Source organism: Acidovorax sp. JMULE5, from assembly GCF_013376875.1.
GTDB classification, from domain to species: domain Bacteria; phylum Pseudomonadota; class Gammaproteobacteria; order Burkholderiales; family Burkholderiaceae_C; genus Acidovorax; species Acidovorax facilis.
The window spans coordinates 3,936,543-3,959,976 of the sequence record NZ_CP035951.1 but is presented as its reverse complement, the minus strand read 5'-3'; the positions used below and the strand labels follow the sequence as shown (position 1 = coordinate 3,959,976).

22 protein-coding genes are annotated in these 23,434 nt (G+C 67.3%); 8 read left to right on the top strand and 14 right to left on the bottom strand.

Features of this window, described 5'->3' with window-relative positions; translation table 11 throughout:
* Positions 1-59: 59 nt before the first annotated feature.
* Positions 60-977 carry a LysR family transcriptional regulator gene (locus EXV95_RS17980; RefSeq protein ID WP_176887917.1) on the top strand — a complete coding sequence of 306 codons (918 nt, stop codon included), beginning with the start codon at positions 60-62 and terminating at the stop codon, positions 975-977.
* A gap of 33 nt (positions 978-1,010) precedes the next feature.
* Here EXV95_RS17980 and EXV95_RS17975 read toward each other — a convergent pair whose 3' ends face one another.
* Genes EXV95_RS17975 through EXV95_RS17960 form a run of 4 tightly spaced genes read right to left on the bottom strand, consistent with a single transcriptional unit; the run spans position 1,011 to position 5,135 of the window.
* Positions 1,011-1,409 carry a response regulator gene (locus tag EXV95_RS17975; protein WP_055400729.1) on the bottom strand — a complete coding sequence of 133 codons (399 nt, stop codon included), beginning with the start codon at positions 1,407-1,409 and terminating at the stop codon, positions 1,011-1,013.
* The gene (locus tag EXV95_RS17970) at positions 1,406-1,903 is read right to left on the bottom strand and encodes a GAF domain-containing protein (protein ID WP_055400728.1); all 498 of its coding nucleotides are present in this window, start codon (positions 1,901-1,903) and stop codon (positions 1,406-1,408) included. The genes EXV95_RS17975 and EXV95_RS17970 overlap by 4 nt, the downstream gene beginning before the upstream one ends.
* Positions 1,904-1,943: 40 nt before the next feature.
* Complete coding sequence (locus EXV95_RS17965) at positions 1,944-3,392, bottom strand: chemotaxis protein CheW (protein ID WP_176887916.1); 1,449 nt, start codon at positions 3,390-3,392, stop codon at positions 1,944-1,946.
* Positions 3,393-3,404: 12 nt separating this feature from the next.
* On the bottom strand, positions 3,405-5,135 hold the full coding sequence (locus tag EXV95_RS17960; protein WP_176887915.1) for a PAS domain-containing methyl-accepting chemotaxis protein: 1,731 nt from the start codon (positions 5,133-5,135) through the stop codon (positions 3,405-3,407).
* Between the two features lie 174 nt (positions 5,136-5,309).
* On the opposite strand from EXV95_RS17960, the gene EXV95_RS17955 reads away from it, so the two are divergent.
* Together EXV95_RS17955 and EXV95_RS17950 are read left to right on the top strand one after the other, a co-directional pair.
* A complete protein-coding gene (locus EXV95_RS17955; RefSeq protein WP_176887914.1) occupies positions 5,310-5,948 on the top strand; it encodes an MBL fold metallo-hydrolase in 639 nt (212 codons plus the stop codon).
* Positions 5,949-6,235: 287 nt separating this feature from the next.
* On the top strand, positions 6,236-7,300 hold the full coding sequence (locus EXV95_RS17950; RefSeq protein WP_176887913.1) for a GGDEF domain-containing protein: 1,065 nt from the start codon (positions 6,236-6,238) through the stop codon (positions 7,298-7,300).
* 134 nt (positions 7,301-7,434) lie between these two features.
* Here EXV95_RS17950 and EXV95_RS17945 read toward each other — a convergent pair whose 3' ends face one another.
* Positions 7,435-8,286, bottom strand: a complete 852-nt coding sequence (locus tag EXV95_RS17945; RefSeq protein ID WP_055401567.1) for a M48 family metallopeptidase — start codon at positions 8,284-8,286, stop codon at positions 7,435-7,437.
* A gap of 130 nt (positions 8,287-8,416) precedes the next feature.
* On the opposite strand from EXV95_RS17945, the gene EXV95_RS17940 reads away from it, so the two are divergent.
* A complete protein-coding gene (locus EXV95_RS17940; RefSeq protein ID WP_176887912.1) occupies positions 8,417-9,835 on the top strand; it encodes an AmpG family muropeptide MFS transporter in 1,419 nt (472 codons plus the stop codon).
* On the opposite strand, the gene EXV95_RS17935 is transcribed toward EXV95_RS17940, so the two are convergent.
* Together EXV95_RS17935 and EXV95_RS17930 are read right to left on the bottom strand one after the other, a co-directional pair.
* Positions 9,717-11,630 (bottom strand): sensor histidine kinase, encoded by a 1,914-nt coding sequence (locus tag EXV95_RS17935; RefSeq protein WP_176887911.1) that lies wholly within the window; start codon positions 11,628-11,630, stop codon positions 9,717-9,719. The genes EXV95_RS17940 and EXV95_RS17935 overlap by 119 nt on opposite strands.
* Positions 11,631-11,643: 13 nt before the next feature.
* Positions 11,644-12,324, bottom strand: coding sequence for a response regulator transcription factor (locus EXV95_RS17930; RefSeq protein WP_176887910.1), 681 nt, complete (start codon positions 12,322-12,324; stop codon positions 11,644-11,646).
* 280 nt (positions 12,325-12,604) lie between these two features.
* On the opposite strand from EXV95_RS17930, the gene EXV95_RS17925 reads away from it, so the two are divergent.
* On the top strand, positions 12,605-13,327 hold the full coding sequence (locus EXV95_RS17925; RefSeq protein WP_055401574.1) for a response regulator transcription factor: 723 nt from the start codon (positions 12,605-12,607) through the stop codon (positions 13,325-13,327).
* Between the two features lie 140 nt (positions 13,328-13,467).
* A complete protein-coding gene (locus EXV95_RS17920; RefSeq protein ID WP_176887909.1) occupies positions 13,468-14,706 on the top strand; it encodes an ATP-binding protein in 1,239 nt (412 codons plus the stop codon).
* A 62-nt stretch (positions 14,707-14,768) separates the two neighbouring features.
* Here EXV95_RS17920 and EXV95_RS17915 read toward each other — a convergent pair whose 3' ends face one another.
* Positions 14,769-16,034, bottom strand: coding sequence for a YbfB/YjiJ family MFS transporter (locus EXV95_RS17915; protein WP_370460094.1), 1,266 nt, complete (start codon positions 16,032-16,034; stop codon positions 14,769-14,771).
* 111 nt (positions 16,035-16,145) lie between these two features.
* Between EXV95_RS17915 and EXV95_RS17910 the strand changes: the two genes are divergently transcribed.
* Both EXV95_RS17910 and EXV95_RS17905 read left to right on the top strand, forming a co-directional pair.
* The gene (locus EXV95_RS17910) at positions 16,146-17,015 is read left to right on the top strand and encodes a LysR substrate-binding domain-containing protein (RefSeq protein WP_176887907.1); all 870 of its coding nucleotides are present in this window, start codon (positions 16,146-16,148) and stop codon (positions 17,013-17,015) included.
* Positions 17,016-17,057: 42 nt separating this feature from the next.
* Positions 17,058-18,221, top strand: a complete 1,164-nt coding sequence (locus EXV95_RS17905) for a nitronate monooxygenase family protein (RefSeq protein ID WP_176887906.1) — start codon at positions 17,058-17,060, stop codon at positions 18,219-18,221.
* Between the two features lie 281 nt (positions 18,222-18,502).
* On the opposite strand, the gene EXV95_RS17900 is transcribed toward EXV95_RS17905, so the two are convergent.
* From EXV95_RS17900 to EXV95_RS17875, 6 genes are all read right to left on the bottom strand, one after another.
* On the bottom strand, positions 18,503-19,477 hold the full coding sequence (locus EXV95_RS17900) for a glycosyltransferase (RefSeq protein WP_176887905.1): 975 nt from the start codon (positions 19,475-19,477) through the stop codon (positions 18,503-18,505).
* A 175-nt stretch (positions 19,478-19,652) separates the two neighbouring features.
* Positions 19,653-20,918, bottom strand: a complete 1,266-nt coding sequence (locus tag EXV95_RS17895) for an O-antigen ligase (RefSeq protein WP_176887904.1) — start codon at positions 20,916-20,918, stop codon at positions 19,653-19,655.
* Positions 20,918-21,733, bottom strand: coding sequence for a glycosyltransferase family 2 protein (locus EXV95_RS17890; protein WP_055399868.1), 816 nt, complete (start codon positions 21,731-21,733; stop codon positions 20,918-20,920). Before EXV95_RS17890 ends, EXV95_RS17895 begins: the two co-directional genes overlap by 1 nt.
* Positions 21,734-21,736: 3 nt before the next feature.
* On the bottom strand, positions 21,737-21,943 hold the full coding sequence (locus EXV95_RS17885; protein WP_055399857.1) for a zinc-finger domain-containing protein: 207 nt from the start codon (positions 21,941-21,943) through the stop codon (positions 21,737-21,739).
* A 5-nt stretch (positions 21,944-21,948) separates the two neighbouring features.
* Positions 21,949-22,887, bottom strand: a complete 939-nt coding sequence (locus EXV95_RS17880; protein WP_121421947.1) for a branched-chain amino acid transaminase — start codon at positions 22,885-22,887, stop codon at positions 21,949-21,951.
* 127 nt (positions 22,888-23,014) lie between these two features.
* Positions 23,015-23,434 carry a glycerate kinase gene (locus EXV95_RS17875; RefSeq protein WP_176887903.1) on the bottom strand — a complete coding sequence of 140 codons (420 nt, stop codon included), beginning with the start codon at positions 23,432-23,434 and terminating at the stop codon, positions 23,015-23,017.

The window sequence follows — 23,434 nt, the reverse complement described above, 5'->3', positions numbered from 1 at the left end:
AAACAGCAATAAACTAGGCTTCAGGAATTTCACTGATTACATGAAGTAATAAACAGAACATGGCGCGCCAATTTGACGACCTGAAGCTGGGCAGCATCGAACTGTTCTGCCTGACCGCGCAGTGGCAAAGCTTCACGGCCGCCGCCCAGGCGGCCGGGCTGACGGCGGCAGCCGTGAGCCGATCGGTGGCGCGCATGGAGGCGCGCCTGGGCGTGCGGCTGTTCCAGCGCACCACGCGCCAGGTGCGGCTCACCGACGCAGGCAAGCGCTACTACGAGCAATGCCGCCAGGCGCTGGGCCAGCTGGCCGAGGCAGAACGCGAGCTGTCGGGCCAGCAGCAAAGCCCGGCAGGCCTCGTTCGCTTCAGCCTGCCCACCTCCTACGGGCACTGCCGCATCCTGCCCCTGCTGCCCGCATTTGCGCAGGCCTACCCCGACGTGGAGCTGGAGCTGCAGCTGAGCAACCGCAACGTGGACTTCACCGAAGAAGGCTTTGACTTGGCCGTGCGCGGTCGCGCCCCCATCGACTCGGGGCTGGTGGCGCGCAAGCTGGAGGACGCCGCCCTGATCGTGGTGGCCGCCCCGGCGTACCTGGCGCGTTGCGGCACGCCGCATGCCATCGCCGACCTGGCGGCGCACGAATGCATCCAGTTTGTGCTGCCCAGCAGCGGCCAGGCGGTGCCATGGATACTGCGCGACGCCGCCGGGCGCGATGCGCAGGTGCCCACCCAAGGCCACCTGCGCTGCGCCGACGACATCCTGGGCCCCGTGACCCTGGCGCGTGCAGGCGCAGGGCTGCTGCAGACCTACCGGTTCATTGTGGAAGCCGATCTGCACAGCGGCGCCTTGCAGGAGGTGCTGCCCGCCCATGCCGGTGCCTCTCGCCCGTTTTCGCTGCTGTACCCCGCCAACCGGCACATGCCGCTGCGCGTACGCGTGCTGGTGGATTTCCTGGTGCAGCGGCTCGCTGCGCGATAAAGCTCCCCCGTGACCAGGGCGCAAACAGACGGGTCAGGATGCGGGCGCACCCTCCTCTTGCACGCCCACGATGGCGTCGAGCAGTTCACTGATGCGCACCGGCTTGCCCAGCACCCGCGCCACTCCCAGGCCCTGCAGACGTTCGACGTCCACTGGGTTGCCACCGCCCGCCAGCACCACCACCCGCGCATCGCGCGGCGCAGCGAACCGACCCTGCCGGAGATCGCTGAGTAGCTCCAGGGCCTGCGGGCCCTCTTGGAGGTCCAGGACCATTCCATCAAAAGCATCGGCTGCCAGCATCGCGCGGGCCCGGCCCACGCTGCTGGCCTCGTGGAAATCCACCATGCCGAGATCGCGGGCCACCATGACCATGGTGCGCCGCAGCACGAACTGGGGTTCGATCAGCAAGATCCGGGGCAGCGGCGCGGTCATTCCTCGCCCTCTTGTCCCGCCAAGGTCTCGTTGGCGAGACGGCGCAGTGCATCCAGAATCGACCGTTCCACCCGCCCCAGGGTGCGCGGCACGGTGTCGATCACGCACAGCGTGCCAATGTGGTGCCCACCCGGGGCGCTGAGCGGCGCCCCCGCATAAAAGCGGATGTGGGGGTCTCCGGTCACCAACGGGTTGTCGGAAAAGCGCGGGTCACTGCTGGCATCCTCGACCACAAACAGCTCATCCTTCAGGATGGCGTGCCCACAGAAAGAGATCTCGCGCGGAGTTTCTGTGGCATCCAGGCCCACACGCGACTTGAACCACTGACGCTGCCCGTCCACCAGCGTGAGCAGGGCAATGGGCGTACCCAGCTGCTCGGCGGCAAAGCGTGCGAGGCGGTCAAAGCGCTCTTCGGGCGGCGTATCCAGAAGCAACAGGGCGCGCAAGGCGTTCAGTCGTTCGTCCTCATCAGCAGGTAGGGGTGCGGGGGTCATGGTGAATCCTGTGTTGGCGGTAGGTTGGTGTCTTGGCAGCTCAGCCCAGCAGATAGGCCATCTGAGCAAGATCGACGACCACCAGATTGGCGTGGTCGTCCACCGCACCTTGTGCATTGATCAGCCCCAGCTCACCCATGGCCCCCATGCGCATGCCGCTGCGCCGCGCGCTGTGCGCGGGCAGCCAGTCGCACAGGCTGCGGATGCCGATGCCGATAGGTGCTGCACAGTCCCCGGGTGCCTGGACGAGCACCGCCAGGAGCGGGTCGGGCGGCGCCGCCGACCGGCCAATGGCGGGCAGGTTGACGACACGGATGGTCTGGTCACGCCAGGCAAGAACGGCCTGCCGCCCCTGACGAAGATCGTCCCGGGCCTGCGGAGGGATCTCCACCACACCCACAATACCCTCCACCGGAGAGGCATAGCGCTGATCGGCAGCGAAGACCAGATAAGGCACGGGCTCGGCGGCGTCTGAAGGCACGGCGCCGTTGCGAGGCGCCGATGCGGCAGGGGCGACGCGGCTGATCGATGCACCCGGGGTGAGGCTGAACAGCTTGTCCACATCCAGTATCTGCAACTTGCCCAGATCGGGTCTCAGGACCACACCGGCCACCACGGCATCCTCGGGCGTGCGGGCTACCTCGTCGGGCGCCACATCGACAAACTGCTCGCACTCCGACACCGTCAGCCCAAGCACGAGTGGCCCCTGAACCACCAGCACCATCCACGGTGCCGCCTGGCGATCGCTGGCCTGGCGGCCTTCACTAATGTCCACCAGCGGCAGCTTGCGCTCCCGCCACTGGCCAATGGCCCAGGTGCGGTCATTGCGCCCCAGCGCAAGATCCGTCGCAGGCAGGGGCACCACCTGCTGCACGGCGGCCACAGGCACCGCCCACCGCTCCCGCCCGATCAGGAACACCGCGAACCGCTGTGCTCTGGCGCCCGGCCTTTGCACCGCCAACGCCGCTGCGCCCGCAGACCTTGCGGGGGCCAGTTCCGCCGCCGCACACCAAGCCTGAGCCAGCCGCATCAGCCGTGCCACTTCCAGAATGCACAGCGTGGGGGCCGCCGCAGACGCGGGCACCACCGACTCGAACAGTTCGCTGTCGTCCGGCGTGTGGTGCACCCTGCGCACGCCTTCCGCAGCCACCGGCTTCACGCCCAGCACGGCGTCCACGCGCACGCCCACCAGGGCATCTGCATGCTGCAGCACCAGCAGCCTTGAAGCGCTGTTGTCCTCATCGTCCGCCGTCGACAGCGGCAGCCAGCGCTCCAGCGCCACGATGGGCACGGCCGCACCCGCCACATCGGCAACACCCAGCAACGCGCCACTGCGGCGCGGCAGCACCGTCAGGCCCTGCGGCGGCAGCGGTACGGCTTGGCGAACCTGCTCAATGGGGATGGCGATATCGCAGCCGCCCACACGCACATGCACATGCGGAATCACCGCAGGGCTGGTAGTGGCCGGGGGCGGGTTCAGGTCCTGCATCGCAAGCAAGGCTCAATCCGCCTGGCGCGGGCTGCCACGGCCCTGCAAGTCTTCCAGCAGCCGGGCCACATCCTGCGTCGAATGCTCCTGCTCCTCGGTCGCAATGCGGATCTCGCTGATCGAGCGCGTTGTGGCTTCGACCGCGCCCAGGATGCGCGAGAACGCAGCATCCACTTCCTCGGACAGGCGGCTGCCCTCGGCAACGCGGCTGACGGTCTGGTGGATCAGCTTGGCAATCTCGCGCGCGGCCAGCGACGACTTCTCGGCCAGCTTGCGCACTTCGTCCGCCACCACCGAAAAGCCCACCCCTTGCTCGCCAGCGCGCGCGGCCTCGATGGCCGCGTTGAAGGCCAGCAGATGGGTCTGGCTGGAGATCTCGCTGATCGTGTCCACAATTTCATGGATGTCCGAAGATGAACGCTCGATGGCGAGGATCGCGTCCCGCGAACGGCGCACCAGCCCGCTGCCGTCGCCCGCCTCGCGCTGGGTCTGCTCGGCCAGCTCGGTGGAGCGGCCTGCACTGCGCGCCAGCCGCTTGATCGCATCGCTCATGGCATGCAGCACGGCGGTGATGTCCTGCACTTTCTGCGCCACCGCACTCTCGCGCTGCACCTGTGCGGTGATGTCGATCGCGTACTTGACCACCTTGTAGGGGCGGCCATCGACATCGAGGATGGGGTTGTACGTGGCCTGGATCCAGACCTCTGCGCCGTGCTTGCCGATGCGACGATAGCGTGCGCTCTGGAACTTGCCCTCGCCCAGATCCGCCCAGAAGTCACGGTAAGCCCGGCTTTGCACCAGGCCGGGCTCGCAGAACATGCTGTGGTGCTGGCCGCGAATTTCTGCCAGGGTGTAGCCCATGGTGCGCAGGAAGTTCGGATTCGCCACCAGCACGTTACCTTGCATATCGAACTCGATCACCGCTTGCGACAGGCTGATGGCGTCGATCTTGCCCTTGGTCTCGGTGGCGGACGTCATGTCGTGCGTGATGTCGACAGCGAACTTGACCACCTTGTACGGCTTGCCGGTGACGTCCAGGATCGGGTTGTACGAAGCCTGCAGCCAGATCTCTTTGCCCTCCTTGGAAAGGCGGCGATAGCGCCCGGCAAAGAACTCGCCACGGCCCAGGCGCGCCCAAAGGTCTGCATATTCGCTGGAGGCTGCAAACTCGGGTTGGCAGAACATGCGGTGGTGCTGGCCCACGACCTCGTCACGTCCATAGCCGAAAGCGTCCAGAAAGTTCGTGTTGGCGTCCAGAATCCGGCCCGTCAGGTCGAACTCGATCACAGCCTGCACCCGGTGGATCGCTGCGATCTTGCCCTCAAAGTCCGCCTGCTGTGCCCGCTGCGCGGTGATGTCGGTGGCTAGCTTGACCACACCCACCGTACGGCCCTCGGCATCCCGCACGGGGTTGTAAGAGGCCTGCAGCCAGACCGGCTTGCCCGCCTTGGTGACCCGCAAAAACACATCCTCGCGCACCTGCCCGGCGCGCAGTCCCTCCCACAGTGCCCGGTACGACTCGCTGGCCGTCACCTCGGGCGGACAGAACATGCGGTGGTGCTGGCCCAGGACCTCATTGGCGCTGTAGCCCATCAGGTCCAGAAACAGGCTGTTGGCCCGCAGCACCCGGCCCTCCAGGTCAAACTCGACCACGGCCTGCACATGCTCTAGCGCCGCCAGCAAAGCAGCAGTGCGCGCGGCCTCCTGGGGGGCGGATGGGAGGGTTTCGGTAGAAATGTTCATGGTGAAGTGTCGGTTGGGGCCCCAAGCGCCACGGGCTGATCGCCTGGATGAGGGATTCGGGGTAGAGCCCTTTGCGCGGTGGCGGCGAGCCGCCAGCATCTGGCGGCAAATGCAACCAGATGAAACGCTTGAACGAGTATGGCTTAATTTTGCTTTTCTGGCACAACCAACCCCATGCTCCGGTACCTCACCATCCCCGTCACCGCGTTCCAGCAAAACTGCTCCCTCGTATGGTGCGACGCCACCCACAAAGCTGCCGTGATCGACCCCGGCGGCGACCTGGAGGTGCTGCTGACAGAGATCCAGCGCCTGGGCCTCACCCTCGAACAGGTCTGGCTCACCCACGCCCACATCGACCACGCGGGCGGTACAGGCGAGCTGGCAGAGCGGCTTTCGCTGCCCATCGTTGGCCCCCACCCGGGCGACCAGTTCTGGATTGACGGCCTGCCGCAGCAAAGCGCGATGTTTGGGTTTCCGCCCGCGCATCACTTCACGCCCACGCGCTGGCTGCACGATGGCGACACGGTGCAGATCGGCAACGAGACCCTGAACGTGCGCCACTGCCCCGGCCACACGCCTGGGCATGTGGTGTTCCATGCGCCGCAGATCGACCGGGCGTTTGTGGGCGATGTGCTGTTTGCGGGCAGCATGGGCCGCACGGATTTCCCGCAGGGCAACCACCAGCAGCTCATCGACAGCATCACCCAGCGCTTGTGGCCCATGGGCAACCAGACGGTGTTCATCCCGGGGCATGGGCCCGAGAGCACTTTCGGGCGTGAGCGCCAGAGCAATCCCTACGTGGGCGGGACCTGAGACGTGCCTGAAGAGCCTCAGAAACGTCCCGCAGCGCTTCACTGCACATCGCCTCGTTAGTATCTTTTTGATAGCTGTCAGCGCTTGATGGACAAGCGCCAGTGGCAAATTTGGCTACTACTTTCTCCTTGTAGAAGGTAGCCACGCCCCGCCCGGGGCGGATATGCGCGGCAAAAGCGGCCAGTTCTGCGGACCGCCGATGGTCTGCATGCTTACGATGTATCGTGTTGTAAGCAGCCTGTGGCACCCTTGCCCAGACTCCATCCGCCCCGCCCCGCTTTCGCGCCATGAACCCCACCTTCAAGCCACGCCCTCCCCTAGCACCGCAGCGTGGCTCCAGCCTGGCGGGCAAGGCCTACTGGGCCATGGTGCAGCGGGTGGCGCTGACCGCTGCGGCCATTGATGTGGGCTACATCGTGCTGTTTCTGTGGTTGGGCTCGCAGCCCCTGGCGGCCATCAACGTGATCAGCATCGGCATGTACCTGGGCGCATACCGGCTCATACAGAAACGCTACAACGTGGCCGGGCTGTTGCTGATCTGGCTGGAGGTGGTGGGGCATTCGGCATTGGGTTCGCTGCTCATCGGCTGGGACAGCGGGTTTCACTACTACCTGCTGATGTTCATTCCTGCCATCGTGATTGCCAATACGCGGGGGTATGCCGCACCGATGGTGCTGGCGTTGCTGGCGTACTACCTGGGCCTGCATGCACTGAGCAGCCACCTGGGTCCGCTCGACCCCCTGCCCGCCCGCAGCGTCAACATCGTGAACTGGGTACACATCTGTCTGGTGTTCGCCATGTCGGCCGCGCTGTCGGCCTTTTACCGCCGCACGATCCTGATCGCGGAGGCCCGCTTGCGCAAGCAGGCCACGCTCGACCCGCTGACTGGCCTGGCCAACCGCAGCCACTTCGAAGCCCTGTCCACCAACGCGCTGGCGCGCAGCCAGCGCGACGGTGCGCCAGTCACCCTGCTGCTGTGTGATGTGGACTTGTTCAAACGGATCAACGACCAATACGGCCACGCCGTGGGTGACGAGGTACTGGTGGCCATGGCCAAAGTGCTGGCCGTCAACCTGCGCGAAGGGGACGTGCTGGCGCGCTGGGGCGGCGAGGAGTTTTTGGCGCTGATGCCCGCCAGCCCGCTGGACGCGGCCTGCGCCACCGCCGAACGCATCCGCGCCGCCATCGAGCAAACGCCGCTGGACGTGGGTCAGGCGCCCATCGCGCTGACCATGTCGTTTGGCGTGGCCCAGGTGCACAGCGCCGAAGACCTGCAAGCTGTCATTGCACGCGCCGACAAGGCGCTGTACCAAAGCAAGAACGCGGGCCGCAACCGGGTAAGCGTGGCATAGCTCCACGGCAGCCAAATTCTTAGTCAAATTAGCATCTATCGCTTACTCATCAAGCGCCAGAAGCTATCAAAACAGTAGCATCAGGATTCCCAGGCACCTTTCGATGGCGCGCCTCTGCCACCCGCCGTCCACGACTACCCGTTGCGCCGCGCCGCCTCGTACAGGCCCTGCACTTTGGGCACATTCACCTCCAGCTCACGGATGCGCGCGGGGCCTGAAGGGTGTGTGGACAAAAACGCCAGCCCGCCCTGCTTGCTGCCGCTGGCGTTGCCCATCTTCTGCCACAGGCTCACGGCGGCCGAGGGCTGGTAGCCTGCGCGGGCGGCCAGCTCCAGGCCCACCAGGTCGGCATCGGTCTCGTCCGAGCGGCTGAACTGCAGCGTGAGCAGCTGCCCACCCAGCCCCGCCGCCGCCTGGCCCAGGTCGCCAAGCCCCAGCAGCTGCGAGCCCAGGCGCAGTGCCAGGTTGGTGCCCTGCGTCTTGGCGATGCGCTCGCGCGCGTGTTCACGCAGGGCGTGGGCCATTTCGTGGCCCATGATCATGGCGGTCTCATCGTCGGTGAGCTTGAGCTGGTCCAGGATACCGGTGTAGAACGCAATCTTGCCGCCAGGCATGCAGAAGGCGTTGATCTGCGAACTGCCGATGAGGTTGACCTCCCAGCGCCATTGTTTGGCGCGGTCGTTCCACGGCATGGTGTGCGGAATCAGCCGCTTGGCGATGGCGTGCAGGCGCTGCAGCTGCGGGTGGTCGCTGGGTGCCAGCGCGCGCTTGGCCTTGGCCTGCTGCAGCATCTGCTGGTACTGCTGGGCTGCGGAGTTTTCCAGCGTTTCAGCGGGCACCAGCTTGCGCAGGCTGGATGCCGAGCCCACCTCGACCTGCGCGAGCACTGGCGCCGCAGCGCTGGCGCCTGCCGCCAGCAGGAAGGCGCGGCGCGCCGACCACGGGGACGAGGGCGCAACAGAGGGAGCGGGGCAGAAAAGACACATACAAGGCAATCCCAGAAGGAATAATGAGCGGCGCTGGCACACAACACACCAAAGCCTGCCGCGCAGATGGAGGCCGACAGGCTGGCTACAAGGGTGTGTCGGCGATGATAGACAAAACCTCCACGCGCACATGTCAGACACCTCCACTTCATCCGCCCCCAACCTCACCCCGGAAAAGCCGCACCGCACGCCCTGGCTGCAGACCCTGCGCGTGTACCTGGAGCCCGCCAGCCTGCGCATGCTCACGCTCGGGTTCTCGGCCGGGCTGCCACTGCTGCTGGTGCTGGGCACGCTGAGCTTTCGCCTGCGCGAGGCGGGCATTGACCGCAGCACCATCGGCTACCTGAGCTGGGTGGGCCTGGCCTACGGCTTCAAGTGGGTGTGGGCGCCACTGGTAGACCGGCTGCCGATTCCGCTGCTCACACACGCGCTGGGGCGAAGGCGCAGCTGGCTGCTGCTGTCGCAGGCGCTGATCGTGGGCGGGCTCATCGGCATGGCGTTGGCCGACCCGCGCCAGACCCTGGGGCCCATCGTGTGGTGCGCGTTGGCCGTGGCATTTGGCTCGGCCACGCAGGACATCGCGCTCGATGCGTTTCGCATCGAATCCGCCGACGCCAACCACCAGGCGGCGCTGGCAGCGTCGTACCAGACGGGCTACCGCCTGGCCATGATCTGGGCCGGAGCGGGCGTGTTGTGGATTGCAGCGCGCTCCGAGGTGGCGCCCGCCGTGGGCCAGGCCATCGCACAAGGCGCTGCGGCCTACCAGAACAGCGCGTGGCAAGTGGCGTACCTGGTGATGGCGGCCTCGATGGCCGTGGGCGTGGTCACCGTGCTGTTCTCACGCGAGCCCGCGCCGGTGCAACTGCCCCCTGCGCGCAACGCGGCGGAGTGGATCCAGAGCGCCATGGTGGAGCCTTTTGCCGACTTTCTGCGCCGCTATGGCTGGCACGCGGCGCTGATCCTGGCGCTGATCGCCGTCTACCGCATCAGCGATGTGGTGATGGGCATCATGGCCAACCCGTTCTATGTGGACATGGGCTTCACCAAGGACGAGGTGGCCGCCGTGACCAAGATCTACGGCGTGATCATGACGCTGGCCGGCGCCTTTGTGGGCGGCGTGTTGTCGATGCGGTTTGGCGTGATGCGCATCCTGATGCTGGGCGCCATCCTGAGCGCGGCCAGCAACCTGCTGTTCGCCTGGCTGGCGGGCCACGGACACGACGTGACGGCGCTGATTGCCGTGGTGTCGGCCGACAACCTGGCCAGCGGCATTGCGTCGGCCGCGTTCATCGCCTACCTGTCGAGCCTGACGAACGTGAGTTACTCGGCCACGCAGTACGCACTGTTCAGCTCGATGATGTTGCTGCTGCCCAAGTTTGTGGCGGGTTTCTCGGGCGATTACGTGAATGCGTTTGGCTATGCGCAGTTCTTCACATCGACGGCGCTGCTGGGGCTGCCGGTGCTGGTGCTGGTGTGGCTGGCGTCGCGGGTGCAGGCTCCCCCAGCAACGCAATCCGCACACACGTCCCCTGGCCCGGCACAGACGTGACATCCAGCTGCGCGCCGATAGCCTGCGCGCGGGCGCGCATGTTGGCCAGGCCCTGGCCCCCGGCTGCAGCCGGGCCGGGCATGCCGATGCCGTTGTCGGCGATCTCCAGTACCAGACGCGGCGACTCATCATCGGGCTGGCGTACCGGCCCCGGCTGCTGGCGCGCGCTGACCCGTACGCGGGTGGCCTGCGCATGCCGCAGCACGTTGGTGAATGCCTCCAGCAGGATGCGCTGGATCTGAAGCACCCTGTGCGGCGTGAGGCTGTCCAGCGTGGGCAGTTCTTCTTCCACCTGCCAATCGACCGAGATGCCCGAGGCGGCCAGCCGCGGCTGCAGCCGGTAGCGCAGCGTGGCCAGCACGGTGGCCAGGTCACCGTCCACCGGCTGCATGGCGTCCACGGCCATGCGCAATTCGTCCAGCGCCGCATTCGCGTGCTCACGCAGCTCGGCGCGGCTGGCACGGCCTTTGCCAATGAGGCTGAGCAGCCCCACCAGTTGCGAGCCGACGCCGTCGTGGATGTCGCGCATGATGCGCTGGCGCTCCTGCAGGGCCGCGTGCTTCTCATGCTCCTGCTGCAGGAGCGCGTAGCTGACCTCCAGCTCACGCTCGCGCTGGCGCACCTTCTCGTCCAGGGAATTGCTCAGGGCCTGGTATGCACGCACCTGGCGGGCATAACGATCCAGGATGAGCCAGCCCATCAGGAGCACGAAGAGCATGGTCGCCAGAGGAAGGTACGAAGAGCGGCCCACGCTTTCTGTCGCGATGCGGATCTCCAGGAAGTCGTACAGGCCCGCGCCTATGGGAACGAAGCTGGCAATACAGAAGGCGATGGCCTCGGGCTTGCGGGCCACGATCGCTTCGCGTGCAGCGATGACATAGGCCCCAACCGCAGGCACGAACAGCAATCCCAGCGCGGCGGTCCAGTACTCCGGCTGGAACAGGCCAAAAGCTGCTGACACCAGGAGGGTTTCAGCGAACAACAGCACCCAGAACGCCCGCCGGGCCCCAGGCCCGTCGCGGCCGATCAAAGCCAGCGAGAAGCGCACCAGCAGCAGGACGTGCACCGCCAGCGAGAGCGCCACGATGCCACCCCACACCGGCCATCCCAGGGGCGAGGTGCTCCACAGCCGGTCTCCGAAGCGCAGCATCCCGAACGGCGCGCACAGCGCGAAATAGCCGTACACCGGCTCCCGGTTGAGGTGCCACAGCCCTGCGGCAATCACACCCGTGAGGGCAAGTGCAAACACCACGGCCACTGCGCCCCACTGCCGCCAGACATAGCGCTCGCGGTACTGCGGCTGAAGCACGGCCTCGGGCCCGAAGCGCGGTGCAGCCAGTCCACCCCAGCGCACCGCTTGCACGGCTACACGAACCTCCAGCACGGTGGGGACGCTTTGGGACAATAGGCGCGCAGGCACGGGCACCCACAGCGGCGCCTTGGTCGCATCGGTGCGGCCGTCGCCCAGCACGCCGCGGTGTGCAATCAGATCGCCGCCGACGAAGACTTCGACCTGGTTGCCCACCCGGGGAAAATAGACCCCCCTGAGGATCCCATCGGACGGCACGGGAGGAAGCGTCAGCAGGTAGCGCGCGCGCCCGGACTTGCCGGGGTAGGCCTTGTCCCACAGATGCGGAAGCGCCACCAGCCCCGCCCAGGGTTCGGCGCCATCGGGTTCGAGGCACGCATGGGCCTGCGCAATCGTCCATACCTCCGGTTGGGCATGCACCGTGCCGCCCAGAAGCACCCACAGCACCGCAATCCAGAGCACGCGCAGCGGCGCCTCCCGCCGCATGCCCGGTAGCCTGCTACAGAAGCCCCAGCTGCCGCGCCTCGTGAATCGCCTCCGTCTTTGAATGAACCGCCAGCTTGCTGTAGATGTTCTTGACATGCGATTGGACCGTGGAAGGCGAGATGCCCAGGATCTCTGCGGTTTCGGCGTAGGTGTAGCCGCGCGCAAGCTTGGCGAGGATATCCCGCTCCCGCGCCGTCAAGGTCGCATCGACGGGAAGCGCACTGGTCGTCGCTGGCGCGGGCGACAGACGTGTCAGCAACTGGCGCGCGATGATGGGGGTCATGGGCGATCCGCCGGCATTCAGGCTCAGGACATGGTCGGCGAGATCGTCTTCGGTCCCGTCCTTGAGGAGGTAGCCGCGTGCGCCGGCTTCGAAGGCGCGCATCATGTTGGCTTCGTCACCGAACATGCTGATGACCATGATCTCGGTTCCGGGCGAAAGCTTGCGGCAATGGCTGATGACCTGAAGGCCGGAGCCGTCGGGCAACCCGAGGTCCACGAGGAGCACGTCCACACGGTTGTCGCGCAGCCAAGCCACCATCTCGCCCACCGTGCCCGCAGAGTAGGCCAGCCACAGGCGGTCGGCCCGCGCCAGCGCGTGCTCGAACCGCCGCCGCGTGCGCGGATCGTCCTCCACGATCGCCACGGAGATGTCGCGCCCGGACGGGGCAAGGCGAGGCTCCGGGAGCGTCATGCGGATGGCGGGCTGGCGCCGTGGCATCCCGGCGGAAGGAAGGGGGAATTCATGCTCCGAGCGTAGGGGCAAAGCAGTGCCCGCACAAGAAGAAGCTGCGCCTCCTGCTCATGGCATGCGTGCAACACAAGCGGCCCGGGCGGGACCGCGCGTCAGGGCAAGTTTGGCCGCGGTCGTACGGCTGCACGGGCTTGGTGGCTTTACGGGAGGTTTACATGGCCGACAACGCACCGAGACAGCCCTTGGCGACCATGAAGCCACCCGCTACTACACTGCCCCCATGAGTTCCCAACTGCTGATGATCGAAGACGACGCCCGCCTCGCACAGATGGTGGGCGAGTACCTGGGCCAGTCGGGCCTGCAGGTCACGCACCGCGCGGACGGCAAGAGTGGCCTGGCGCAGCTGCAGGGGCCCGACGCCGGGCCGCTGCCCGACCTCGTGATCCTGGACCTCATGCTGCCCGACATGGACGGCCTGGAAGTGTGCCGGCGCATCCGCTCGTTGCAAGGCCATGCGGCCCAGGTGCCGGTGCTCATGCTCACCGCCAAGGGCGACCCCATGGACCGCATCATCGGCCTGGAGCTGGGTGCCGACGATTACCTGCCCAAGCCGTTTGAGCCGCGCGAGCTGCTGGCCCGCATCCGCGCCATCCTGCGCCGCCGCACCGATGGCGGCAATGCAACGGCGGCCACGCAGGTCCTGCGTTTTGGCACGCTGGAGATCGACCGCGACGCCCGCACCGTGACCGTGGCAGGCGAGCTGGCCGACCTCACCTCCTACCAATTCGATTTGCTTGTGGCGCTGGCCGAGCGCGCGGGTCGCGTGCTCACGCGCGACCAGATCATGGAGGCCGTGCGCGGCCGCGAGCTGGAGGCGTTTGACCGCTCTATCGACGTGCACATGGGCCGCATCCGCGCCGCCATAGAGGCCGACGCCAAGAACCCGCGCCGCATCCTCACGGTGCGCGGCGTGGGCTACGTTTTTGCAAAACAACAAGACTGACATGTCCCCCCCTGAGTCGCTTCGCGCCTTCCCCCAAGAGGGACGACGCCCTCGCTGCGGGGCGGACGTTGGCTTGCGTCCCTGGCCTGGGCCTCGCCAGTTTTGAGCAATGCGCAGTTGCTGACGCTGCACGAACATTCATGTCCCTGTCCACCCCTTTTTCCCGCCGTCTGTACCTGCGCATCTGGCTGGCCGTGGTCGGCGGCATCGCGGTGCTGACGCTGACCGTGGGCTGGGCCTGGCGCATGGCCGAGGAACAAAAGGCGCAGAACGCCCAGCCGTTCGTGCCGCCCTCGCGCGAGATGGTGCTGCGCGATCCCAACGGCACGCAGGTGCTCAAGGGCTTGGCCACGCGCCAGCCCAGCGAGCCGGGCGAAGGCATTGAATTCCAGATCCAATCGGACACCGGGCAGGTCTTTCTGCTGCAGATGGCGCCTCGCCAGCCACGCGGCGATCGGGGCGGCAGACCGGGAGGCCCCAACCAGGGTGACGCCGCGTTCTGGACCCGCCCACCGTTCGGCTTTTTGTGGCTGCTGGGCATCGTGGGCCTGGCCGTGGCCGTGGGTGTGTACCCCATCATCCGGCGCCTCACGCTGCGGCTCGAAGCCCTGCAACGCAGCGTGCAAAAGTTTGGCGAGGGCGACCTGTCGGTGCGTGTGCCCGAGCAAGGGCAGGACGAAGTGGCCGACCTCGCGCGCCAGTTCAACGCCGCCGCTGCGCGCGTCGAAACGCTGGTCAAGTCGCACAAATCGCTGCTGGCCAACGCCTCGCACGAACTGCGCTCACCGCTCACCCGCATCCGCATGGGGCTGGAGCTGATGGGCGGACAGCAGCCCTCGCCCGCGTTCCGTGAGGAAATCCTGCGCAACATTGCCGAGCTGGACCAGCTGGTGGACGAGATCCTGCTGGCCAGTCGCCTGGATGCACGCGAAGCCGATGTGGGTACCGTGGAGCTGGTGGATCTGATCGGCCTGGCCGCCGAAGAGTGTGCACGCGTGGATGCCGACCTGGACGTGAGTTCGGACTCGGTGGACGTGCGCGGCATCCCCAAGCTTCTGCGCCGCGCCATCCGCAACCTGTTGGAAAACGCCCGGCGCTACAGCACCGGCGAGATCACCCTGGTGGTCGAACGCCGCCAGGGTCACGCCGAGGTGCGCGTGTGCGACCGGGGTCCGGGCGTACCGGTGACCCACCGCGAACGCATCTTCGAGCCCTTCTACCGCCTGCCTGGCGCCAGCGAACGCGCAGGCGGCGTGGGCCTGGGGCTGGCGCTGGTGCGCTCGATTGCTGGGCGGCACAACGGCACAGTGCATTGCGAGGACCGGCCGGATGGCGCGAGTGGCGCGTGCTTTGTGCTGCGGTTGCCCCTCCCCCAATAGCTATCACATCGATAGCTGCATGCGCTCATTGGATAAGCGCCACAAGCCATTTTTAGCTTAGCTCACGTTCTCCAACGCCAGGCCATCAGCGCATACAGCGCCGCCCCCAACCCCAGCGCAGCCCCCGCCACACCCAGCGCCCAGTCAAACCCCTGCGCCTGCGAACCCGCGCGCGCCAGGAGCACCGCCGCCATGGGCGGCCCCGCGATCTGGCCGATGCCATAAAGCGCGGTCATCAGGCCGGTGAAGCCTGCGCCCGCCTGGGGCCACTGGTGCCGCGCCTCCTGCAACGCAAAGAACGTGATGGCCGTGAAGGGCAGGCCCAGCAGCAGGCTACCGAATGCAAAGCCTGCCGGGCCGGGCCAGAGCAGGCCCAGGCCGATGGCCGCCGCCTGCAGCAGGTAGGCCCCCGCCAGCAGCAGGCGCCGGTCCCGCGCAGGGTGAATGCGCGTGGACAGCAGCGCCCCCAGCGCCACACCCGCGCCGAAGATCGGCCAGAACAGGTCGGGCCAGGCCGAGCCCGCAGGCAGCGCGGCCCGCGCGATCACGGGCAGGAAGGTGGCCGTGACGATGTAGCCCAGGCCGGCCAGGCCATAGGCCAGCGCCAGCAGGGCGCGCTCGGTTGCCGGGTGCGGCGCGGGCGGAGGTGGCGCCGTTGCCGCCGTGCTTGCGGCGCTTGGCACCACCGAGGAGGCTTCGCTGCCCCGCACCACCGGCCACACCAGCGCGCACAGCAAGGCGGCGAGCACGGCGAACACGGCCCAGCCCGTGGCGGCGCTCCAGCCCGCTGCCACCATGGCGCTGGTGGGCAGGCCGGTGGCGACGATGCCCAGGCCCGGGCCGCAAAAGATCAACCCGCCCAGGGCCGGATGCCCCAGGTGGGCCAGCCGGCCCATGCACCAGTTGGCCGTGCCCAGGAACACCATGGCGCTGGCCACACCGGCCAGCAGCCGCATCAGGGGCCACAGCCAGGGCCATGGCAAGGCCAGCGCGGCCGTGAGTAGCACCGTGGCCACCAGCCCGCCCCGTACCAGTGCCGCATTGCCAGGCACCGCGTCCAGGCGTCGGCCCAGCCAGGGCAAGGCCATGTACAGCAGCGCACCCCCCAGGTAGCCCGCGTAGTTGGCCGTGGCCAGCCAGCTGCCGGTGGCGATGTCCACCACGCCGTCGTGCAGCATCATGGGCAAGAGGGGCGTGAAGGCGAAGCGGCCGATGCCCATGGCGGCCGCCAGCGCGGCCATGCCCGCCAGTGCGACCTGGAGCGCGGAGGAGCCCGTGTCGCCATGGCGGGTGGATGCAAGCGTGGAAGAAGAAGTGGCCTGGGTCACGGCATGGGGGCGGTTGCGCGGTGGGACGGTGGGAGGGGAGTTGCGGCGTCGGATGCGGGGTCTTATGATCTTAGCAAGAGATTGAATTTTTGACATTCATACTTTTTCAAGATGGATAAAGTATCCCCCCCACTCGATCTGGCCGCCCTCGACATCTTCCGCACCGTGGCGGCAGAGGGTAGCGTCACGCGCGCGGCCGAGCGGCTGCAGCGCGTGCAGTCCAATGTGACCACGCGGGTGCGCCAGCTGGAGGCTGACCTGGGCACCCCGCTGTTCCTGCGCGAGGGCAAGCGCATGGCTCTCACGCCCGAGGGCGAGGTGCTGCGGGGCTACGCCGACCGGCTGCTGGCGCTGGCCGAAGAGGCACGGCAGGCCGTACGGCCAGGACAGCCCACAGGACGCCTGCGCCTGGGCTCGATGGAAAGCACCGCCGCCAGCCGCCTGCCCGCCCCGCTGGCGCAACTGCACCGCCAGTGGCCCGGAGTGGCGCTGGAGCTGTCGACCGCGCCCACGCGCGAACTGCTGGAGCGGCTGCGCGCCCATGCGCTCGACGCCGTGCTGGTGGCCTGGCCGCCAGGGCAGTCGCCCGACCCTGCGCTGGAAGCCAGCCCCGTGTTCGCTGAGGAACTGATCCTGGTGCTGCCCCCGGGGCATCCGATCGTGTCCGGCCCGCAGGATGTGGTGCCCGGCACGCTGGCGGTGTTCGAGCCCGGCTGCACCTACCGGGGGGTGGCGCAGGACTGGTTCGCAGCCCGCACCCCGCCCATGCAGACGCTGGAACTGGGCTCGTACCACGCCATCCTGGCCAGCGTGGCGGGGGGTGGCAGCGTGGGCATCGTGCCGCGCTCGGTGCTCCAGCTCTCGCCCCACGCCGCGCTGCTGGCCCAGCATCCCCTGACCACCCTGCAGACGCTGCTGGTGTGGCGCCACGGCTACCGGTCTGCGGCGCTGGATGCGCTGCAGCAAGTGCTGCGCGACTGACCGCTCTTCTCTTCTTCTCTTACTAGCGAACGGAACGCCACCATGCCCCACCGCAGCCTGCGCACCGCCCTCTCCCTGCGTCTGCCCATCATCCAGGGGCCCATGACGGGTTCCGACACCCCGGCGCTGGCTGCCTCCGTGTCCGCAGCGGGCGGGCTGGGCACCCTGGGCTGCGGCATGCGCTCCCCCGCAGCCATGGCCGAGGCGGCGGCCGAGGTGCGCCGCCGCACCGACCGGCCCTTCGGGCTCAATCTCTTCGTGCAAGACACGCCCGCGCCCGATGCAGCCACGGTGGAAAAGGCCGTGGCCCGCCTGGCGCCGCTGTATGCGGAGTTCGGCCTCACGCCCGCCGTGCCCGCGCGCTGGTGCGAGGACTTTGCGGCCCAGTTCGACGCCCTGGTCGAAGCGCGCCCGGCCGTGGCGAGTTTTACCTTCGGCATCCTGAACGCCGCGCAGGTCGATCGGCTGCACAGCGCGGACTGCACCGTCATCGGCACGGCCACCACCGTGGCCGAGGCCGTGGCCTGGGCCGATGTGGGCGCGGACGCGGTGGTCGCATCGGGCATGGAGGCGGGCGGCCACCGGGGCACTTTTTTGGCCACGGGCCGTCTGCAGGCCGAAAGCCTTGCGCCCGCAGAAAAGGCCCCTGCCGCCAAGGGCCCCTCGCAGGCCGACTTTGCGGCGTCCATGGTGGGCACCATGGCCCTCATCCCGCAGTGCGTGGATGCGCTGCGCCCCCGGGGCGTGGCGGTGATCGCGGCCGGCGGGATCATGGACGGGCGAGGCATCGCCGCGGCGCAGGCTCTGGGCGCCGAGGCGGTGCAGATGGGCACGGCCTTCCTGGCCTGCGACGAGTCGGGCATCGGCCCGGCCTACCGCGATGCGCTGGCCTACGCCACCGGCACGGACACGCGCACCACCCGCGTCTTCTCGGGCCGCCCGGCGCGCGGCATCGTCAACACCATGCTGCAGCGGCTGCACGCGCACGAGGCCGATGTGCCAGCCTATCCAGTGCAGAACGCCCTCACCGGCGCGCTGCGCCGGGCGTCTGCTGAGGCGGGGCGGGCGGACTACCTGTCCCTCTGGGCCGGCCAGGGCGTGGCTGCGGTGCGCCCCATGCCAGCGGCGGCGCTCGTGGCTGTGCTGGAAGAGGAATGGCGGGCTGCGCTGGCAGCCGTGGGAGCGCTGGGCGTGGAGCAGCCATAAAATGCTATTATTTTTATAGCATCTAGCGCTTTATGGATAAGCGCTAGAGGCCAATTCGGCTAAACATTAGACCGCACCAGTCAGCCACACGTGTGCCGAGCCATCTGACCAGGTGTGCACCCTGGCGTAGACAGGCTCAGCCCGAACGGCCGGGGGTGGGGAGACGGGCGCGGCGTCAAAATCCGCGCGGTCCCAACACCAATGCACCCGTGGAACCGGCTTTGCCGGGCCACTGGGTGCGTCCCCCTGCGGGGGAAGGCGCGCAGCGCCTCAGGGGGGTTTCAGTTCCTCCAGGGCAGTTCGCGCGCTGGCCCCTGGATGACAGGCGGCTGGGCGTTGATCTTCTCACCCGCCAGCACGCGCTCGTACATGCGCAGGTAGTTGCGGGCCATGCGCTCGGCGCCGAAGTGATCGACCACATGCTGGTGACAGGCGCGGGCGTCAAAGCGGTTGTTGCGCACCGCCTCGGCCAGCACGGAGGCTTCGGCCGACAGCACGCCGCAGTGCACCGGCACCAGCTCGGGCAATGCGCCGTAGGGCGTGGAAAACACCGGGCAGCCGAAGTACAGGCTTTCGATCACGGCCAGGCCAAAGGGCTCGTGCCAGCGCACCGGAAAGATCAGCCCGCGCGAGGCATTGAGCAGGCTGGTCTTCTGCGTGCCGCCCACCATGCCGTGGAAGTGGATCTTGCGCGACAGCGTCCAGCGAAAGCCGCGCTTGAAGTTGATGCGATCGCCGCCCAGCACGTCCAGCTCCACACCCGCGAGCTTGGCCACCTTGATGGCGCCGCTCACGTTCTTCACGCCCCAGGCCGCCTTGCCCAGAAAGTGGTAGTGGGGCCGTGGGCGGTCAAAGTCCACCGGGCCATAGCCGCTCCAATCGAGTCCGTTGTAGACAAACTCGGTGGAACCGTAACGCGCGGCGTGGTCACGCGAGAGGAACACGGTGTTCAGCGGCAGCGGCTTGGGCTTGCGCGCGTTGCCGTGCTCGGTGACCAGATAGGGCCGGCTCAGCTCGGTGCGGGGGTTGAACTGGAAATGCGCAATGTCCACATCGGCCGGGATCTGGCCCTCCCACGGTGCGTCGGGGCGGATGGGCAGCACATGGCCGAAGTCGCAGCTGGAGCCGTCGGGCACCAGATAGCTCACGCGGTGACCGAGCTGCACCAGCGTCTTGCCCAGATCCCAGATCACACGCTCGGTACCGCCGTAGCCGTAGACGGGGATGGGGGAGTTGTTGATGAGCAGGATGTGCATAGGGAAATCTTTCGTCTCAGTTTTCCATGGCGCTACGCGACACCCGCAGACCATGAAACTGGCGCGGCCCAAGCCAGTGCCACCGTGGAACTGGCTTTGCCAGGCCACGGGTGGCGTCCCCCTCCCGCGCAGCGAGAGAGGGGGAAGGCGCGAAGCGACTCAGGGGGTGCTTCATCTAAAGCGGTCTTGGGCAGCCCATGCGCGTGCGCCGCTCGTGCAGGGCCGCCAGCACCAGGGGGCACATGAAGAGGTAGAACATGTTGCCGCTGTTGTGAGCCAGAAACACTTGCGTGAGCCCAAAACCGATGTACGACAGGGGCACCATCACACCCACCAGGCACAGCGAGAGCGACTCCTTGTCCATCTTGCCGGAACCGTCGCGAATGCGCCGCGCCGTGGGCCAGAACATCGCGAGCGGAATGCCGTAGAACGCCATGAGCAACAGCACGCCAGGCAGCCCGCGTTTGGCAAACAGGTCCAGGATTTCGTTGTGCGCGTGCCCAAATTCGAGCACCACGGGATGCGCCAGCCCGGCGGCCACGCGCCGGGCCTTCTCGTCGGTGTACCCGGCCCGGCCCCAGCCGGTGAAGGGCCGGTCCCAGCCCATCTGCCACGCCAGGCGCCAATGCGCCAGCCGCTGGCCAACCGAGCTGCGGCCGTCACCGTGGTCCTTGTAGACCTGCACTTCCTGGCGCGCCTCGTCCACCCGCTGCTCCACCGCAGGCACCTGCGACAGCGCAGCCGCCGCCAGCGCCAGCGCACACAGGCCCCAGTACACGCGCCGCTGCCCGGTGGTGCGCACCAGCAGCCAGGCACACACGGGCAGCAACAGCACCAGCGCCAGCCAGCCGCCGCGCGACTGGGAGAGCACCGAGCCGGCGGCACCCAGCCCGATGGCGCTGGCCAGCAGCAACCGCTGCCACAGGCACCAGCGCTTCCATTGCACAACGAGCAGCAGGCCGCTCATCACGGCCAGCAGCATGCTCAGATTGCCGTACTGGATGGCGTTGGTAAATCCATTGGCACGCGGCAGCTCCATCACGAAGGTCTGGTACAGCGCAACCAGCCCGCTGCCCACTGCGCCGACCGCCACACCCATCCACAGCCAGGCGGCACGGGGCTCGAACGTCATCAGGAAAAAGATGCAAGGCAAGGCCAGGAGGTATTTGACCGGCCGATCCATGCTGCCCCAGCCCCAGGTGGCGCCCACATCCAGCATCCACAGCGCAGCCATGCACGAAAAAGCCGCCGTCAGCCACCAGGCGGCACGCGGCGCAGGGCGGCGCCACCACAGCGGCGCGCTGGCCAGCGTGGCCAGCAGCAGCAGCACGGCGCCGTAGGAATAGCCCGAGGGCAGCCACAGCGCCAGCCCCGGGACCATGAACGCGCCAATGCTGGCGCAACGGGAAAACCAGCGGTGGGTATCCTGCGGAGACGTCATCAGCGAATCACCCGCCCCGTCAGGCTGTCGCGGTCGTAGTGCAGGGCGGCGTACCGGAAAAAGCCCTCCAACGCCACAAACAGGCAGTACAGAAAGCCCGCGCCGCCACACAAAAAGCCCAGCCGGAACACATACAGACGCAGGAACATCGACCCGCCCGACGCCAGGCCCCGCAAGACCCCGCCGCGTTTGCCCGCCTCCGCCCGCTTGGCGGCACCGAGCATCACGTACTGCGTGAGCTTCTCCAGGCTGCCGCGCACCGTGGTGCGGGAGTAGTGCAGCAGCCGCGCCTTGATGAGGCGACGCGGCACCGCTGCGCCACCGGGCAGGGCATGGAGCTGGGCCTGCTCGTGCACCACCCCGGTGTATTCCTTCACCAGCGCACGCACAAACAGGCGCTCGATCTGCGACTGCGACCGGAAATACTTGAGCTCGTGCCCATAGGCCACCATGCGCCAGCGGATGGTCCACACTGCTTGCTCGCCCGAACGGACGATGGCCTGCAGCTCCTGCGCGAACGCGGGTGTCATCACCTCGTCAGCGTCGAGGAAAAACACATAGTCGCCGCGCGAATGCGCCAGCAGCCGGTTGCGCTGCACGGCAAAGCCCTGCCAGTCGGGATAGCTGTGGACTTCGGCGCCCAGGCTTTGGGCGATGGCCACGGTGTTGTCCGTGCTGCCGCTGTCCACCACCAGCAGCTGGTCGGCGAACGCGGCGCTTTTCAGGCAGGCCTCGATGCGGTGCGCCTCGTTGTGGGTCAGCACCGCCACGGTCAACGTGGGCGGCGCCGATGCGCCGCCGGTTCCCACGGGCATCAATCAGTGGCCAGCGTGTACGTGCTCGCCCGCCTTCAGGCGGTACACCGTGCCACAGTACGGGCACTTGGCCTCGCCGGTGCGGGCCACGTCCAGGTACACCTTGGGGTGGCTGTTCCAGATTTTCATATCGGCCTTGGGGCTGGGGCAGAAAACCCCACCCTGGGCATTGAGGTCCTTGGCCAGGAGTTCGATGGCGGCTTGGGACATGGTGTTCAGACTTTCGCGAGCCAGTGGGCGTAGTTGGAGTTGCGGCCGTTGACGATGTCAAAGAAGGCGCTCTGGATTTTTTCGGTGATGGGGCCGCGTGATCCGCTGCCCAGCTCGATCCGGTCGAGTTCGCGGATGGGGGTCACTTCAGCCGCCGTGCCGGTGAAGAACGCTTCGTCGGCGATGTACACCTCGTCGCGCGTGATGCGCTTTTGCACGATCTCCAGGCCCAGGTCCTTGGCGATGTGGAACACGGTGTTGCGGGTGATGCCGTTGAGAGCACCGGCCGACAGGTCGGGCGTGTAGATCACGCCGTTCTTGATGACAAAGATGTTTTCGCCCGCACCTTCGGACACGAAGCCAGAGCTGTCGAGCAGCAGTGCTTCGTCGTAGCCGTCGTCCAGCGCTTCCATGTTGGCGAGGATGGAATTGGTGTAGTTGCTCACCGCCTTGGCCTGCGTCATGGTGATGTTGACGTGGTGGCGGGTGTAGCTGCTGGTCTTGACGCGGATGCCGCGCTTCATGCCTTCTTCGCCCAGGTAGGCGCCCCAGGCCCAGGCGGCCACCATGAGGTGGATCTGGTTGCCCTTGGGCGAAACACCCAGCTTTTGGGAGCCGATCCAGGTCAATGGACGCAGATAGCAGGATTCGAGCTTGTTTTCACGCACCACAGCCTTCTGGGCTTCGTTCACTTCTTCCTTGGTGAACGGGATCTTCATGCGCAGGATCTTGGCGCTGTTGAAGAGGCGGTCGGTGTGCTCTTCCAGTCGGAAGATCGCCGTGCCGTTGGCCGTGTTGTACGCGCGCACGCCTTCGAAGGCGCCGCAGCCGTAGTGCAGGGTGTGGGTCAGCACATGGATCTTGGCGTCGCGCCAATCGACCATCTGGCCGTCCATCCAAATCTTGCCGTCACGGTCGGCCATCGAGGGAACTACGGGGCTCATGGGAATCCTTTGGTTGCTGTGGGTCGCAAAACCGGGATTTTACGGGGCCGCAGCGGGCCAGGAACCGGGGCACCAGGGTGCAGTGCAGCAAATGGTGCCCCGCCAAGGGCAAGGGCCTGTGCAGCGGTCAGCCTTGGGGGGGAGTGGCGGCCGCTTCGCCCTCCGGCCGCACCAGCGTCCATTTCACCAATTTGCCATGGCGAAACTCGCAGGTCACATGCGACTGGGTGCCGTCTGTCCAGCGGTACACCTCGGGGTCAGCGCCCTCGGGCGACAGCAGTTCCCCCAGCGCCTGCGTCATGGCCACCACATGCATCAGGTTCACGCCCTCAGCCAGCCGGGCATTGAGCATGACCGCACTGCCCACATAGCCGATGGGGCGCTTGGCGGCCTTCTTCATCACATTCACCAGCCGCGTGAAATGCAGCAGGGCCCACATGACCAGCCCGCCCACCACGGCCGCCACACCGGCCCAGCCGTAGGCTGTAAAACCAAACCCGACCAGGGCCACCGCCCCCAGGGGCACCAGGATATTGCGCAGATTCAT

Coding starts and splice junctions, on each gene's coding strand:
- EXV95_RS17980 (WP_176887917.1), top strand. CDS start 60: ATGGCGCGCCAATTTGACGACCTGAAGCTGGGCAGCATCGAACTGTTC.
- EXV95_RS17975 (WP_055400729.1), bottom strand. CDS start 1,409: ATGACCGCGCCGCTGCCCCGGATCTTGCTGATCGAACCCCAGTTCGTG.
- EXV95_RS17970 (WP_055400728.1), bottom strand. CDS start 1,903: ATGACCCCCGCACCCCTACCTGCTGATGAGGACGAACGACTGAACGCC.
- EXV95_RS17965 (WP_176887916.1), bottom strand. CDS start 3,392: ATGCAGGACCTGAACCCGCCCCCGGCCACTACCAGCCCTGCGGTGATT.
- EXV95_RS17960 (WP_176887915.1), bottom strand. CDS start 5,135: ATGAACATTTCTACCGAAACCCTCCCATCCGCCCCCCAGGAGGCCGCG.
- EXV95_RS17955 (WP_176887914.1), top strand. CDS start 5,310: ATGCTCCGGTACCTCACCATCCCCGTCACCGCGTTCCAGCAAAACTGC.
- EXV95_RS17950 (WP_176887913.1), top strand. CDS start 6,236: ATGAACCCCACCTTCAAGCCACGCCCTCCCCTAGCACCGCAGCGTGGC.
- EXV95_RS17945 (WP_055401567.1), bottom strand. CDS start 8,286: ATGTGTCTTTTCTGCCCCGCTCCCTCTGTTGCGCCCTCGTCCCCGTGG.
- EXV95_RS17940 (WP_176887912.1), top strand. CDS start 8,417: ATGTCAGACACCTCCACTTCATCCGCCCCCAACCTCACCCCGGAAAAG.
- EXV95_RS17935 (WP_176887911.1), bottom strand. CDS start 11,630: ATGCGGCGGGAGGCGCCGCTGCGCGTGCTCTGGATTGCGGTGCTGTGG.
- EXV95_RS17930 (WP_176887910.1), bottom strand. CDS start 12,324: ATGACGCTCCCGGAGCCTCGCCTTGCCCCGTCCGGGCGCGACATCTCC.
- EXV95_RS17925 (WP_055401574.1), top strand. CDS start 12,605: ATGAGTTCCCAACTGCTGATGATCGAAGACGACGCCCGCCTCGCACAG.
- EXV95_RS17920 (WP_176887909.1), top strand. CDS start 13,468: ATGTCCCTGTCCACCCCTTTTTCCCGCCGTCTGTACCTGCGCATCTGG.
- EXV95_RS17910 (WP_176887907.1), top strand. CDS start 16,146: ATGGATAAAGTATCCCCCCCACTCGATCTGGCCGCCCTCGACATCTTC.
- EXV95_RS17905 (WP_176887906.1), top strand. CDS start 17,058: ATGCCCCACCGCAGCCTGCGCACCGCCCTCTCCCTGCGTCTGCCCATC.
- EXV95_RS17900 (WP_176887905.1), bottom strand. CDS start 19,477: ATGCACATCCTGCTCATCAACAACTCCCCCATCCCCGTCTACGGCTAC.
- EXV95_RS17895 (WP_176887904.1), bottom strand. CDS start 20,918: ATGACGTCTCCGCAGGATACCCACCGCTGGTTTTCCCGTTGCGCCAGC.
- EXV95_RS17890 (WP_055399868.1), bottom strand. CDS start 21,733: ATGCCCGTGGGAACCGGCGGCGCATCGGCGCCGCCCACGTTGACCGTG.
- EXV95_RS17885 (WP_055399857.1), bottom strand. CDS start 21,943: ATGTCCCAAGCCGCCATCGAACTCCTGGCCAAGGACCTCAATGCCCAG.
- EXV95_RS17880 (WP_121421947.1), bottom strand. CDS start 22,887: ATGAGCCCCGTAGTTCCCTCGATGGCCGACCGTGACGGCAAGATTTGG.
- EXV95_RS17875 (WP_176887903.1), bottom strand. CDS start 23,434: ATGAATCTGCGCAATATCCTGGTGCCCCTGGGGGCGGTGGCCCTGGTC.